Below are 15,396 nucleotides of genomic sequence, written 5' to 3' on the forward strand. Positions count from 1 at the left end.
AAGAATGTTCAAATTTATATGTTATTTAGTTACAACCCAAATTATTCCATTCTATTAATTTTTAAATTTTGCGAAATAAAATTTTGATAACTAACTATTTATTAAAATAGAAAATAATATTGACATTGATAACCATTATCAATTAAATTATAAGGTGGAAGGAGAATTTCAAGAAATTTACAAAGGAGGTATATTATGAAAAGGTTTAAACAAGTTTTAAATATTGGGTTATTAGTACTTATTTTATTATCAGTAGGCGTAGGTAAGGTGGCTTCTGCTGATGTTAAGGATGGTACTTATGACGTTGATTACACAGTATTGAAACATGGTACTTCAGATGTTTCGATTGCAAATGATTATTTTAATAAACCAGGTAAGTTAGTAGTTAAGAATGGCGAAAAGCAACTTCAATTAACGATGAATCACAGCCATTGGATTAAAGGTATTACAGTTGATGGTTCTGCTGAAAGTATCGTAAGTGAAGACAAAGGTTCAGACGTTAGAACGTCTAGCTTTAAAGTGAATTCTACATTTGGCCAACTTGCTGGAACAATTGATGTTTATATCAATGAAAAAGTCGATGGTAAACCGTTCTTATACGATAACAAATACAAAATCACATTTGATGTGAAAGAACCTTCTGGCCAAGCTGCGGCAGTTTCATCTAGTGATGCTTCAAAGAATTCAACAGCAGCATCTTCTAGTTCAAATAGTAGTACACCAACTAATGGATCTGCAACTTCTTCACAAGATGTGAAAAATCCTCAAACGAGCGCAGGCACACCGGTAATGATTACAGTCCTTCCAATTGTTGCAGGTATGTTATTAATTGCTACGTTTATGTTCAATAAAAAATTGAAAAGAGGTCATAATTAATGAAGAAAAGTGTTAAGTCATTATTAGCGTTTTCTTTATTATTCTCAACTCTTTCATTCAACACTTATGAACCGCTTAGTCATACAACAATGAAAAAAGTTGAAGCAGCAGAAGAACAAGCATCAGCAGTGGAAAGTAAGACAATTGATTTTGTAGTTAATAAAGATAAATCAAATGAAATATCTTATATGGATCAATATATGGTGAAACCAGCAAAGGTATATTTTGAGAATGGGGAAACGTATGTTGAGATGACTTTGAAAAGCGCTTCTTATTGGAAGTCATTTGAACTGTATGATGAATCAGGCGCAATTGCCATTCAAACAGTTAAAGAAGATCATCAAGCTGATACAAAAGTCATAAAGTTTAAAGTTAAACCAGGTAGCCAATCGCTTACTTCAAAAGTTCACATTGTTGTACCGGCAATCAATTATGACAACAAATATACGACTCATGTAAATTTTAAAGAAGTTATTCCTAGTGCACCGACAACTCAGAATTCAAATCAACAAGATACAGGAAAAATAGATTCAAACAATAAAGAGAAAGACGATTCAAACCAATCAACGACTGACCAAAAGCAGGATAATGCAAATCAGAATAATGAAGATACACAACAAGCACCTGCAAAGGATTCGAATCATGAGAAACCACAAACAGAACTTCCAAAGCAAGATACACCAAAGAACGATGAAAAGCCGATAACAAAAAAAGAAGTGCCAATTCCTGATAAAGTTAAAAATCCGACTGGCTCCAACCAAGGATCAACTATTCAAGAAAAAGCAACTTCAACGTTAGGTTACATGGTCTATAAAAATGGTTCAAGTGAAATATCTTATATGGACCAATATATGGTGAAACCTGCACGTATCGTTGAAGAAAATGGTAAACAATATGTTGAACTAACATTGAAATCAGCTTCATATTGGAAGTCATTTGAATTATTCGATCATGATAAGAAATTAAATGTCACAATCGTTTCAGAAGATCAATCTGCAGATACAAAAATCATTCGCTTTGAAAAGCCGAAAGATTTAAAAGTATTAACATCTAAAGTGCATATTGTTGTACCAGCGATTAACTACGACAATCATTACACAACACGTATTGAATTTGATAAAGAAGCGGCATCTGTCAATGTAAATACAGACACAAGTGATGAACAGCAACGATTTGTCAACACACCAAGTAAAGATGATGACACTAAAGGTCATGACTCTCAAAATGTTCAACACAATCAGACAACACCGACAGATGACCAAAAATCCGAATCTTCAAATGCTTCATCTGGAGCAAATAGTTCAACAAATCATAGTTCATCACCTGTCACACCTTCAAATCAAGCTGCGACAAGTGGTAACAATGAAACAAGTACTACAAGTGCAGATAAAGTGAGTCCAAGTTTCGATCGTAATGCAGATGGTTCAACAAACATGAAACTCGTTAATCCTTCAACAAGTAGCAGTGGAGATGCGATGACATATGCACTTATATTCAGTGGTGCAGTATTGTTATTAGCTGGTTCATTCTTCTTAGGTAAGAAGCGAGCATCTAAATGAAAATCAAATCGCTATTAATTTTAATGATTATATGTAGCTGTCTACTTGCGGCTTGTAACATCAACTTTAGTAAATCATCAGAACCTTCAAGTAAACAAAAGAAAGAAGAATTTAGAATCGTACCAACTACTGTAGCTTTAACGGAAACTTTAGATGCATTAGATTTAGATATCGTAGGTAAACCGACAACTTATAAAGATTTACCGAAGCGATACAAAGATGTACCTGAAATTGGTCAGCCTAAGAAACCGAATGTTGAAGTTGTGAAATCACTTAATCCAACACATGTATTAACTGTTACAACAATTAAATCTGAGATGGATCCAGTGTTTGAACAACTTAAAATGAAAGGTACTTATTATGATTACGACAGTTTAAATGGTTTGAAGAAATCTATCACCGAAATGGGTAATACGTTCAATCGTAAAGAACAGGCTAAAAAACTTAATAAAAAGTTTGATAATGCCGAAGCTGAAATTAAAGCTAAGATTCAAGGTAAAAAACGCCCTAAAGTACTGATTCTTATGGGTGTACCCGGTAGTTATCTTGTAGCAACAGAACACTCTTATATTGGTGATTTAGTGAAAATTGCCGGAGGAGAGAATGTTATACAAAATGAATCAAGAGCATATTTAGCCTCTAATACGGAAGAACTTTATAAAGTCAATCCTGATATTATTTTAAGATTGCCACATGGTTTTCCAGACCAAGTAAGAGAAATGTTTAAGAAAGAGTTTAGTACAAATGATATATGGAAACACTTTGACGCAGTTAAAAATAATAGAGTTTATGATTTAGAAGAAATACCATTTGGCATAACAGCAAGTATTAAAGCTGACGATGCGTTAGTACAGCTTTATGACATTTTATATCATAAGTAAAGAGGTTAAAACATGAAAAAATATTCGCAACTCACGTTCTGGATCATGTTATGTATGCTTGTCATAACAATTTATATATCGCTTGTAAGTGGAAAGTTACCTTTAAGTATAGAACAAATCATCACGAAACTCACAACAGGTACTGAACCTCAAGTAGATGCAGTTATTGATTTACGTATGCCAAGAATATTCATCGCGTTATTTGTTGGAGCTGCTCTGAGTGTATCAGGGGCTTTGCTACAAGCGGTATTACAAAATCCTCTAGCTGAAGCGAATATTATTGGTGTGACATCTGGTGCACTTGTTGCACGAGGTGTCATACTTATATTTTTACCTACCTTGTATTTCTATTTACCGATATTCGTCTTTATTGGTGGGGTTATACCGTTTCTTATATTATTCCTATTAGTATCACGTTATCAGATTACTCCGATAAGACTCATATTAGTAGGTGTTGCGATATACGCCATGTTAAATGGTGTAATAGAACTTTTATCTATGAGTCCTGTTATGCAGTTACCAACAGGTTTAACGATGAAAGTATGGCAAGATGTCTATATAATTGCCGTCACTTCAACAATAGGGATTATATTTGCACTCATGTTAGTAAACAAAGTGAACTTGTTATCATTTGAAGATAAACAAGCGCATAATATTGGTTTTAATATTACGAAATATCGACTTATCATCGGTTTAGTTGCTGTATTTTTAGCAAGTAGCGCAACAGCTATCGTAGGTCAATTAGCATTTGTAGGCTTAATCGTGCCACATATTATAAGACGTATTGTTGGAATGAATTATAAAAAGGTCATACCATATTCCATTATATTTGGTGCATGGCTCGTATTATTAGCAGACACGGTAGGTCGAACAATAGCGCCACCTTTAGAAATACCAGCTAGTACGATTACGACTGTAGTAGGTGGACCATTCTTGATTTACCTTATTTGTAAAGGAGCGTATGTCCATGCGAACAGAGAACGTTAGTTTCAAATACCAGAGAAAGCATATTTTTAAATCGTTAAACATACAACTCAAAAAGCACGCCATTACAACTATCATTGGACCTAATGGATCGGGTAAATCAACATTGTTACAAATATTATCACGTAATTTAGAGCCGAGTGAAGGTATTGTTTACTTAGATAATCAAGCTATTTCATCATTAAATAGAAAAACATTAGCAAGGCAGTTAGCGACCGTACATCAAAATAACCGTGCGCCAGAAGATTTTACAGTTAAAGAAGTCGTACAGTGTGGAAGATATAGTTACCAATCCATATTGAAGAAAGATATCAAACAAGAAGAAGTCATTCAGCATGTGTTACATCAACTAGAATTAGAAGACTTTCAAGATAAACCAATTAGTGAATTGTCAGGCGGAGAATTACAACGTGTGTTTATCGCAATGTCACTTGCGCAAGAACCACAATATATGTTGCTAGATGAACCAACGACATACTTAGATTTAAATTATCAATATCAAGTATTGGATATTATCAGGTCACTTAAAGAGAACTTTAATATCACCATTATCATGGTGTTACATGATATTAACCAAGCGATAGAATATAGCGATGAAATTTTATGTATACATAACAATCAAGTCATCCAAGGGCCACCAGAAGAAGTCGTAACAGAATCTTTTATTTCACGCGTATATAATATCGATGCGAAAATCATCCATGACCCAGAATGTGGCATGCTGATTTGTAAGAGAAAGGGCAGAGCGCCGCATGAAAATCATCATTAAAATCATTCAAATAGCATTAGTCGCTGTTATCATATGGTCTGGATATGTCATGTATCACAATAAGCAAGAAGATAAAGAAGCGGAAGAACGCTACATTCATTTACAACAAAATTATACACAAATGACAAACACTAATACCGTGCGACCACAATTCAAACAACTCAGTAACATCAATAAAGATATCATAGGATGGATACATCTAGAAGGTACATCATTGAACTATCCAATACTACAATCTAAAGACAACAAGGACTACTTAAAGAAAGACTTTGAACAACAAGATAGCAGAAAAGGTAGTATCTTTATGGATTATCGTAATACACCTAAGCACGATAAAATGAATACCGTCATATATGGACATCACGTAGGAGATAATACCATGTTTGACGTCGTAGAAAAATATTTAGATCAATCATTTTATAATCAACATAAAACGATCCAGTACGATACACAATACGGCAAATATCAATTAGAAGTTATTAGCGCCTATGAAACGACAACAAAAGATAATTACATACAAACAGACTTTAAAGACAAAGCAACATATGAACAATTTCTAGAACAAACATTAAAAAAATCACAAATCTCAACAACAACAGAAGTTAATAAAGACGACAAAATCGTCACACTCTCAACATGCGAAGATCCATATTCACTCACATCAGGACGAATCGTCGTCGTAGCCAAACTCGAAAAAGTATAAAATAGAAAAGAGGCAATAACATGTTTATGGCAGAAAATAAATTACAACTCTATAAAGGGACAGCAGACGAAACAATAGAAAGATTCTATATGAGACAAGGAATAGAAACAATAGAAGGATTCAAGAAAATGTATGTTACAAAAACAAACAACCTCGAAGAATATGACGAAGTAAAAATACTTACAATCTGGGAATCAGAACAAAACTTTAAAAACTGGTTAAAATCAGACGTATTCAAAGAAGCACACAAGAACGTACGACATAACAGAGAAGATAGCGAAAGCCCTATATTAGAAAACACAGTCACAACATATACAATCGGTTATCACTTTGATAACGAGGTAGAAGCGGAAGTTATAAACCCAGCATGACATTGAAGTCATGTTGGGTTTTTTGTGGGATATATACTGACTTTTTACATTAAATATGTTGATAATAAAAAAAAGATTTTATAAAGGACAATTATATTGTCTCAAAAGTAAATTTTTTTACATGTAAAAAGGTTATTACTTTTTAAAGCAATGTTGTATAATTATATTAATAAAAATATTAATAATAAAGTGTGTAATTTGATATATATCTACTTTAAGTAAAAGGAAAATATTTAAAAAGGGGATTTGTTAAATATGGAAGAAATATTGCTTACACCTTATGCACCAAATTTAGTTGAATCAACGAGGTCAATAGGATACTCTTTTGAAACCGCTTTAGCAGATGTTATAGACAATTCAATCAGCAATAATGCAAGTAAGGTAGATGTAAAATATCAATCTGTTAAGAATCCATACATAGCTATCATAGATAACGGTAATGGTATGTCTAAAGAAACACTAGAACAAGCTATGCGTTATGGGAGTACTAATTCTCTTGAAGAAAGAAATAAAGAAGACTTAGGAAGATTTGGACTCGGTTTAAAAATGGCATCTTTATCTCAATGTAGAAAATTAACTGTAATTACTAAAAATAAAGATGAATATGCTGGAGCATGTTGGGACTTGGATTATATATATGAAACAAAAAAATGGACACTTATAACTTATTCTAATAATGAAGTGAAAAATAACCCATATTTCCATATGATTGATGAGTATGAGAGTGGAACAATAGTTTTATGGGAGAAACTAGATAAAATAACAGAGTCAAGTATCCATTTTGAAAAAGAATTCGATCATAAAATTGATTTTGCATCAAAACATTTGGGGTTAGTATTTCATAGGTATTTAGCAAGCAAAAAAAGTAATAACTATTTTGAGCTTTATTTTAATAATAGGCTGATAGAACCAATAGATCCATTTATGCTGGATAATTCTTTTACACAGCCTTTAGAAAAAGAAGCAATTTTCATAGAGAAAAATAAAGTAGAAATAAAACCTTATATTATTCCATATATGAGCAAACTAACTTCGAAAGAAAAGTTTATACAAAATCAATATGGTGATTTAAATTTAAATCAAGGATTATATATATATAGAAATAAAAGATTGATTGTGTGGGGGAAATGGTTTTATTTATTGCGCGACAATGAATTGAACAAATTAGCTAGAATTAGAATAGACTTGCCTAATAATATTGATGATCATTGGAAAATAGATGTAAGAAAATCAAGTGCTCAGATACCAAGTGTTGCTAAACAACAGTTAAAACAGATTATTATGAGAGCAGTCGGTAAAAGTGAACGAGTGTACAAATATCGTGGAAGAAAACAAAATCAAGATAATTTTCATCATATATGGAATAAAGTAGTAAATAGAGACAAAATTCAATATATGATAAATAAAGATATACCTATTTATCAAGCTTTAGAGAGTTCGTTAGATGATAAGCAACATAAATTACTTCAAAGTTTTATTAAAAGTCTTGAAGATGCATTTCCATATGCGTCAGTATACTATGACTTGGCAAAAAACGAGGAATATCAAGAGAAATCACTCGATAATGAAGAAGCATATAATTTAGCTTTATCTACAATTAACGCTAATAATTATTCACTAGAGAAAAAGGTAAATATATTGAATACATTGAAGAATACGGATATATTTCAAAAATATCAAGAAGTATTAAAGACAATTGAGGAGGAAATTTTATATGAACAATAAAAATGTAGAAGCCTTAGAAAAATATGCAGCAAATTATCTAGATAATTTAAAAGAAAATACGCATTCAGATGAAAATACACAGGCAGAAGAAATTACTTATTCTGAAGAAGATATAAAAGAAGCTATTCAACCATTTCTTAATCTTGTAAAAGGTATAACAGAGGAAGAAATTGAGCGTACTATTATAAATTTAGAAACTAGATTTAACATTACTATGGAACAAGGGTCGATACTAAGAGGGACTGAAAATTATAAAAAATGGTATTTTGGTTCAAAACGTAAAAATGGAACAGCATTTTGGAATAGATACAGAAGATATCTAGAAGAGGTTGTAAGAACGCCTTCTCAAGTAATAGACCAAATTGATTATGCTGCAGATGAAATAATGGATAATTTAGCTAACCCGAAAACTGAAAATAATTTTTCAAGAAAAGGGTTAGTTATTGGTGCAGTTCAATCTGGTAAAACTTCTAATTACATAGGTTTGATGAACAAGGCAGCTGATAGTGGATATAAAGTTATTATTGTATTAACTGGAACAATTGAAAAATTAAGAAAGCAAACTCAAGAAAGAATAGATGAAGGTTTTATTGGCATTGATAGTAGTGCAATAGTAAACGATAAGAAAAGTAGACATGTAGGAGTTGGAAAATTTGACTACTTATATGGTGAATCTTTATCTGTATCACCGTTTACTACAACATCTGATGATTTTAATATAAAAGCAAGTTTAAAAATTGAAGGTAACAAAGGGCCAGTTGTATTTGTCTTGAAAAAGAATAAATCAGTATTAGAAAAGCTAACAAAATGGCTAGAAATTTATAATATTAATCAACAAACTGGAACAATTGAATCTCCTTTATTATTAATTGACGATGAAGCCGACAATGCATCGGTAAATACTGCAGCTGAAGATAGAGATCCTACTACGATTAATCAGCTAATTAGAAATATATTAAAATTATTTTCTAAATCTAGTTATGTTGGGTTTACTGCAACACCATTTGCGAATATTTTTATAGATCCACAATATCAATCGGATGATGGAGATGATTTGTTTCCTAGAGATTTTATCTATTTATTAGAGCAACCATCAAATTATATTGGACCTACAGAATTATATAGTAGTGAAGGAAAATATCATTATATGATAAGAAATAATGATGATGTTGAAAATGTTTTGAAAATTAAACACAAAAATGGAGAATTTCCTACTAGGCTTCCTGATAGTTTAAAAGAAGCAATAATAGTCTTCTTTTTAAGTAATGCTATCAGAGATCTAAGAGGTGATGAGAAAAAACACCGTGCAATGTTAATCCATATATCAAGGTTTATTAGTGTACAAGATAATATACGAGATAAAGTTGATAGTTATGTTAAACATTTACAATTGAAAATACAAAATTATATTTATGATGATAGAGAAAATGAAATAATTAGTGAAATACATAGAATTTTTGAGAAAGAATTTGGCAAAAGTAAAGTAGATGGTATTGAGAAAGTAGAAATCTCAGAAGAATGGAACGATGTGAAAAATGCGTTATTAAAAGCTGTAATGCCTATACAAGTAAAAGTTGTGAATAGTGGGGTTGCCTCAAAGAATCTTGATTATGATGGATATGAAGATGATGGTTTAAGATTAATAGCTATTGGGGGATTAAGCTTAGCAAGAGGTTTAACTTTAGAAGGATTAATGACAAGCTATTTTTATAGAAATACTAAAATGTATGATACATTGATGCAAATGGGCAGATGGTTTGGTTATAGAGATGGTTATGCAGATATATGTAGACTCTGGACTTCATCTGAATCTGCAGATTGGTACGAACATATTGCACTAGCTACTGAAGAATTGAGATATGAAATTAAAAAGATGGATGCACAAAATAAAAAACCTATTGAATTTGGATTAAAAGTGAGATCTGCTGAAGATGCACCATTAATAATAACTGCAAGAAATAAAATGAGAAGTGCAGATCAAATGACACTTCGAAGAAGTGTTAATGGTCAAATGTTAGAGACAGCTATACTATATAAAGATTCCAATATGTTGAAAATCAATAATCAAGTAATTACAAAGTGGCTTGTAAAAAATCAAGTTTATGAATACAATGACTTTGATAATTTAAGTTTAAAAAAACCTACATTAAAGGATGTAGGAAAGGAAAGAATTGTACATTTATTAAATTCAATTGAGATTCCGACTATAAATGACATAAAAAGCATAATTAATACTATGGAAGAAAATAATTCAGAATTATTTGAAAAGTGGGATGTTGTAGTTGCTAGTAATAAATTTAATGGCCAAGAAGAAAAAATTGTACAGTTTGGACCATTTGAAATTAATCCATTAGAGAGGTCATTTGATTTCTTTGGTGATGGGGAAAAATTTATCAGAATGAGTAAAGGTAAGAAAAGGTTAGGTCAAGTTTCATATGCTAGAGGTGGTTTAACAGATAATCAGTATAACGAAATTAAGGTAGAAGTAGATAAACAAAGAAAACATTTAGGGAAAGGGAAAAATGGGACATATAAAAGTCCGTCAGAGTATATGTATTTTAATACAGGAATAGAAAGAAACCCATTATTAGTTATATATCCAATTAAATTAAAACCTAGTGATGATAGTAATACTCAAAAATTTATAGAAAATAACTCTGAACTTGTAACGGGGATATCTATTGGTATCCCAGACATAGAAGGCAGCGAGATGGTAACTTATGAATATGCTATTACTGTTACAAAGCAAAGAGAATTATTAGGTATACCTTTATATGAAGACGAGGACGAAGATGAGGATGAGGTGGATTACAATGTATAGTAGTCCGGGAAATAGTTATAATAGAATCAAAGGAACCGAAGTTATAGCGATATATTACGGAGAAAACGACGAATTTTTACCTAGTATTTATATAAAATTGAAAAATAAGCCTAAGCTAAATATAAAATCTAAGTTACTTAATACAAATATATTTTTAAGAAAAGATAAGCTTTGGGCATTAGAAATTTCACTATTAAGTAATAAATATATCGGTGTATTTAAAGTTTTAGCAGATGATTTAATTAGTACAATAGATGATGAAAGCATTCAAGAGATAGCAGAGAAAAATTTGATTTATAGGTATAATGAGTGGCAAAAGCTTTTTGATAGCAAAGTTTTGGAAACTTTGACATATAAAAAAATTCAAGGTTTAGTTGGTGAATTGTTCTTTTTAGATAAAAAAATGTTTGGAAAATATGGAATTAAAAATTCTATAAAGTCTTGGATGGGACCTTTAGGTGCAAATCAAGATTTTCAAATAGAGAATACTTGGTACGAGATAAAAACTAAATCATTTAATAAAGAAAAAATTTATATCAGTAATCAAAACCAATTCAAATCAAATAGCGATGGTTCTTTGGTAATTATTAATGTTGAAAAAGCAAGTGATATATCAGAACAATCAGTGAATTTAATTAAATTATATGAGAAGATTTTAGGAAAAATAGAAGATAAATCTATTCAAGAAGAATTTAAGAAAAAATTGGCATACTTAGGATTTGTACCTAATGATTTATATAAAGATTATAATTTTTATATAACTTCAGTAGTATATTACAAGGTAGATAATACATTTCCAATTTTAAAATCATCCAATTCTATTGACCCATTTGTTAATGTTAAGTATGAAATGCATCTTCCGAGTATTAAAGAGTATATTTCTAAGGAGGAAAAAAATGGTCAAATTTAGAGAAGAACTAGTTAATGAAATAAAATCATTAGCTATTTCTGAAAATATATCGGACAGAGAAGCTTTCTTCCAAACCTATGTCGAAAAATTGGAAGAAGCTGAATTGATAGAAGATTATAATTACTTATATTTTTCTGGACAGGGTTCAAGAAACCGAAATATTCAAATAGATGGTTATTCTTACAATGAATTAGATAAAAAATTAACATTATTTATTATACCAGAATTAACATATTTTGAAGAACGAGTTATTACAGCTACAGAAGCAAAAACATGGTTCAATAAGGCGTTTTATTTTTATAAAGATGTAAACAAAATCATAATAAATTCCGAAGAAAGCTCTGAAGGTTATGGTCTAGCATACGATATTAAAGAAAATAAAATGGAAATTAATATAATAGATATAATAATTCTAACAGATATGAAAAAATCTGATAAAATTGACAAAATAGATAATGATTATACTGAGAATATAAGAGTTGAATACTCAATATTTGATATCTCTAGAATTCAATTAATGGATGAGTCTAAAAATGGCAAAGAGCAATTATATATAAATTTAGATGAATTTGGGTTCAATGGTATAACAGCTTTACCGGCTTCTGAGACTAATGAATACAAAGCATATTTATGTAATATTCCAGGAGTACTTTTAGCTAAATTATATGATAAGTATCAATCTAGACTTTTAGAAGGTAATGTGAGGTCATTTTTACAAACAAGAGGTAAAGTAAATAAAGGTATCAGAAATACTATTTTAAATGATCCAAGTATGTTTTTTGCTTATAATAATGGAATTGCAGCAACAGCAGAGTCAATTGATTTTATAAATACAGATCATGGTGTAATGATAACGGGGGTTAAAGATTTACAAATTGTTAATGGAGGGCAGACAACTGCATCCTTAGCTAATGCTTGGTTAAATGATACAAGACATAATTCAAGAGAGCAGATTGAAAAAATTGTTGTCCCTATGAAACTATCAGTAGTTTCTTATGATAATGCACAGGAACTTATACCGAATATTTCGAAATTTGCTAATAGTCAAAATAAGGTGAGTGATGCAGATTTAGCATCCAATCATCCATTCCATATTAAATTTGAAAATTTATCTAGGAGTATCGTAGCACCACCTACCAAAGGAGCACAATTTGGTACTTATTGGTACTATGAGAGAGCAAATGGGCAATATAGACAAGAAACATATAAATCGACAAAATCTGTAAAGAAACAATTTGAGATGACGCACCCTAAAAATCAAATGTTTAAAAAAGTAGATTTAGCAAAGTATTATAATATCTATATGTTAAAACCACATATTGCTAGTGCAGGAGCACAAAAAAGTTTTAATATTTTTAGTAAGTGGATGGTTAGTAAATGGGATAAAAACAGCAACTTTGTTAATGAAGTATTCTTTAAAAAAGCAGTTGCCCTTACTATTCTATTTAAGAAATCAGATTATATAGTTAGACATCAACCTTGGTATGATAGTTATAAAGCGAATATAGTTGCATATACTCTATCTAGTATTTTTCATAAGGTTGAAAACTTAGATTCTAATTATGAAATAGACTTTAATTTGATTTGGAAAAATCAAGATTTGACTGATGCATGGATTAGTCAAATACAAGAAGTATCCAAAATAATGTATGAACATTTAACATGCAGTGATAGAACGGTTGAAAACGTTACTGAATGGGCAAAAAGAGAAGTAAGTTGGAATAGTGCAAAAAAAATAGATTTTAATTTGAACTCTGATTTTTTAAATGAATTAATTGACTCTCAATATAATAAGACTATTGAGCAATCTTCAACTAAAAATGACAAACAGAATAATGAAATAGATGCATTAATGAAAGTATTTGAGTATGGGTCTGAATTTTGGACTGAATTATATAATTGGGGTAATGATGAAAAAATTTGGAATAAAGTAGATATAGATTTTCTCAATTTAGGCATGAATATTGACAAAAAAGTGCCAACAGATAAACAAGCTATAAAAATTTTAGATACTTTAGAGAAAGCTAGAACAGAAAGTTTTCCCAAATAAAATAGATACCGATTGAGGACTCCTCTTCGGTATCTTAGGTTAATTGGCAAGACTTGTGGTCATCAATAGTTTTATGACTGATTATATTCTGTTTAATATGAATTAGTTCAGTGAAAATTTCTTCAAGTATATTAACAACAATACTATTGCCTGCTAATCTTAGTAATTTAGAATTACTTAAAAAATATCTATTGCTACTAACTTTAATGTTATTGTTCATTAATAATTCATAGTCTTCTTCATCAAATCCCATTAATAAGAATGCTTCTCTAGATGTTAAATTTCTATACGGTGCTTTAGAGGTTGGTAAATCAAGATTGTGTATAATTATACCAGCATTAGGATTTCTGTCTTGTTTAGTTGTTATTGTTTTTGCTATAAGACCGTTTGTTTTTTGACCTTCTGCTAGTTTACGTGATGACTCATAAATTTTTTTCCGGGAAGGTGTATTATTTGGTATACTTTCCAATGCTTCTTTGTGATAGACTTTATCTTTATAGTTTAATCGTAAAAAACCATCGATTTTTGGTGGTTTTTTCTTTTGGTTTAAACGAGAATTTTTAAAGAATTTTTCTATTTTTTCCTTTGTATTTATATCCAAATCTTTAGTATAGACACTAACCATAAATGTTCTTATTCGTTGTTGAGGAATATCGAAGTTCTGTGCATCTAAATCAAAGTCGAAGTTTTGATATCCTAAATCATTAAGCTCGGACTTCCATAAATTGAAATTATTAATATGTAGTGGTCCATGTATGGCTGAAACGTTTTCCATTAATAAGAATCTAGGAAGCGGTTTATCTAAATCTAAATATTCTTTTAATATTCTTTCAATTTGCCATAATAAGCCTGAACGATTTTGAATTGATTTATCAATACCACTGAAATTACCATGCCAATAACTACTTATTGATAAATCTTGGCAAGGAAAGCTATATGTTAATAAATCAGAGTATGGTAAATCACTTGCTGTAACAGATGATATATCAACTAAGTTTTTATTATTTTGAATACTATGAAGTATAGATTTCAGTTGATCTATACTCATTCTACTAAGTGAACCTTGTAAAAGTGGTGTTTTACCATCACCACTTAAGTTAAATTTAGACAAAATATTAATTAAGTCATTTTTAGAATAACTATCATACTTTTCCAAGTTTTGATTTCCGTTGTGTATGATATCATAAGAATAAAGCGCAGCAATCTCCCATTCAACTGTTGTAACAATTTCATAATCAAAAGCAGAATTTTTAAATTTTATTCTATCAAGTGCTTTTGCTTGAGCACCAATTCCGCTAAAAGTTTCAATCACTTTAAATGTCAATTAGATCACCGCCCTCATCATTATTTAACTTTATAATATTAACAAATAAGTAACTTTTGTACAACAATATTCTTTCGAGAATATAGTAATTTAACAGTTTTGGTTTTAAGTTCATTATACCATCAAATCTAAGATATTATTTATAATCTGGAAAAAATTACTCAACTAAATTTTGGTCAATAAAAATTATAGAATGTTTTTATAAAATTTTAATAAAAAAGGGATTTTAGAAATTTGTACATAAAATAGTTTTATTACTGCAATGGAAAAAACAGTCACAACATATACAATCGGTTATCACTTTGATAACGAGGCAGAAGCGGAAGTTATAAACCTAACATGACTTTAATGTCATGTTAGGTTTTTTTGTTTGTGTAATTAAAACCATACGCTATGCGTATGGTACAGTATGGTTTAACCGTT

Annotated in this window: 12 protein-coding genes; 11 read left to right on the forward strand and 1 reads right to left on the reverse strand. The window is 30.3% G+C overall.

The features are described 5' to 3' along the window. The first annotated feature begins 195 nt into the window (after window positions 1-195). From isdC to CD035_RS13785, 11 genes are all read left to right on the forward strand, one after another. Entirely contained in the window at window positions 196-876 is a 681-nt protein-coding gene (isdC, locus tag CD035_RS13735) for a heme uptake protein IsdC (RefSeq protein WP_048540715.1), read from the forward strand. Continuing rightward, complete coding sequence (locus CD035_RS13740) at window positions 876-2,435, forward strand: NEAT domain-containing protein (protein WP_048540716.1); 1,560 nt, start codon at window positions 876-878, stop codon at window positions 2,433-2,435. Before isdC ends, CD035_RS13740 begins: the two co-directional genes overlap by 1 nt. Then, window positions 2,432-3,316 (forward strand): heme ABC transporter substrate-binding protein IsdE, encoded by an 885-nt coding sequence (gene isdE / locus CD035_RS13745; RefSeq protein WP_048540717.1) that lies wholly within the window; start codon window positions 2,432-2,434, stop codon window positions 3,314-3,316. The genes CD035_RS13740 and isdE overlap by 4 nt, the downstream gene beginning before the upstream one ends. A 12-nt stretch (window positions 3,317-3,328) precedes the next feature. Beyond that, window positions 3,329-4,303: a FecCD family ABC transporter permease gene (locus CD035_RS13750; RefSeq protein ID WP_048540718.1), complete on the forward strand. Its 975-nt coding sequence runs from the start codon at window positions 3,329-3,331 to the stop codon at window positions 4,301-4,303. Then, window positions 4,284-5,069, forward strand: a complete 786-nt coding sequence (locus tag CD035_RS13755) for an ABC transporter ATP-binding protein (protein ID WP_048540719.1) — start codon at window positions 4,284-4,286, stop codon at window positions 5,067-5,069. Before CD035_RS13750 ends, CD035_RS13755 begins: the two co-directional genes overlap by 20 nt. Then, entirely contained in the window at window positions 5,053-5,772 is a 720-nt protein-coding gene (gene srtB, locus CD035_RS13760) for a class B sortase (protein ID WP_048540720.1), read from the forward strand. Before CD035_RS13755 ends, srtB begins: the two co-directional genes overlap by 17 nt. Window positions 5,773-5,792: 20 nt before the next feature. Continuing rightward, window positions 5,793-6,143, forward strand: coding sequence for an antibiotic biosynthesis monooxygenase (locus CD035_RS13765; protein ID WP_048540721.1), 351 nt, complete (start codon window positions 5,793-5,795; stop codon window positions 6,141-6,143). A gap of 255 nt (window positions 6,144-6,398) precedes the next feature. Further along, window positions 6,399-7,868: an ATP-binding protein gene (locus CD035_RS13770; protein ID WP_048540722.1), complete on the forward strand. Its 1,470-nt coding sequence runs from the start codon at window positions 6,399-6,401 to the stop codon at window positions 7,866-7,868. Then, entirely contained in the window at window positions 7,840-10,689 is a 2,850-nt protein-coding gene (locus CD035_RS13775) for a Z1 domain-containing protein (protein WP_229412559.1), read from the forward strand. The genes CD035_RS13770 and CD035_RS13775 overlap by 29 nt, the downstream gene beginning before the upstream one ends. Continuing rightward, window positions 10,682-11,599 carry a PD-(D/E)XK motif protein gene (locus CD035_RS13780; protein ID WP_048540724.1) on the forward strand — a complete coding sequence of 306 codons (918 nt, stop codon included), beginning with the start codon at window positions 10,682-10,684 and terminating at the stop codon, window positions 11,597-11,599. The genes CD035_RS13775 and CD035_RS13780 overlap by 8 nt, the downstream gene beginning before the upstream one ends. Further along, complete coding sequence (locus CD035_RS13785; RefSeq protein WP_048540725.1) at window positions 11,586-13,649, forward strand: AIPR family protein; 2,064 nt, start codon at window positions 11,586-11,588, stop codon at window positions 13,647-13,649. The genes CD035_RS13780 and CD035_RS13785 overlap by 14 nt, the downstream gene beginning before the upstream one ends. Window positions 13,650-13,683: 34 nt before the next feature. Here the strand turns inward: CD035_RS13785 and dcm are convergent, their stop codons facing one another. Further along, the gene (dcm, locus tag CD035_RS13790; RefSeq protein ID WP_048540726.1) at window positions 13,684-14,973 is read right to left on the reverse strand and encodes a DNA (cytosine-5-)-methyltransferase; all 1,290 of its coding nucleotides are present in this window, start codon (window positions 14,971-14,973) and stop codon (window positions 13,684-13,686) included. Between the last annotated feature and the right edge of the window lie 423 nt (window positions 14,974-15,396).

The organism is Mammaliicoccus sciuri (genome assembly GCF_002901825.1).
Lineage (GTDB): Bacteria > Bacillota > Bacilli > Staphylococcales > Staphylococcaceae > Mammaliicoccus > Mammaliicoccus sciuri.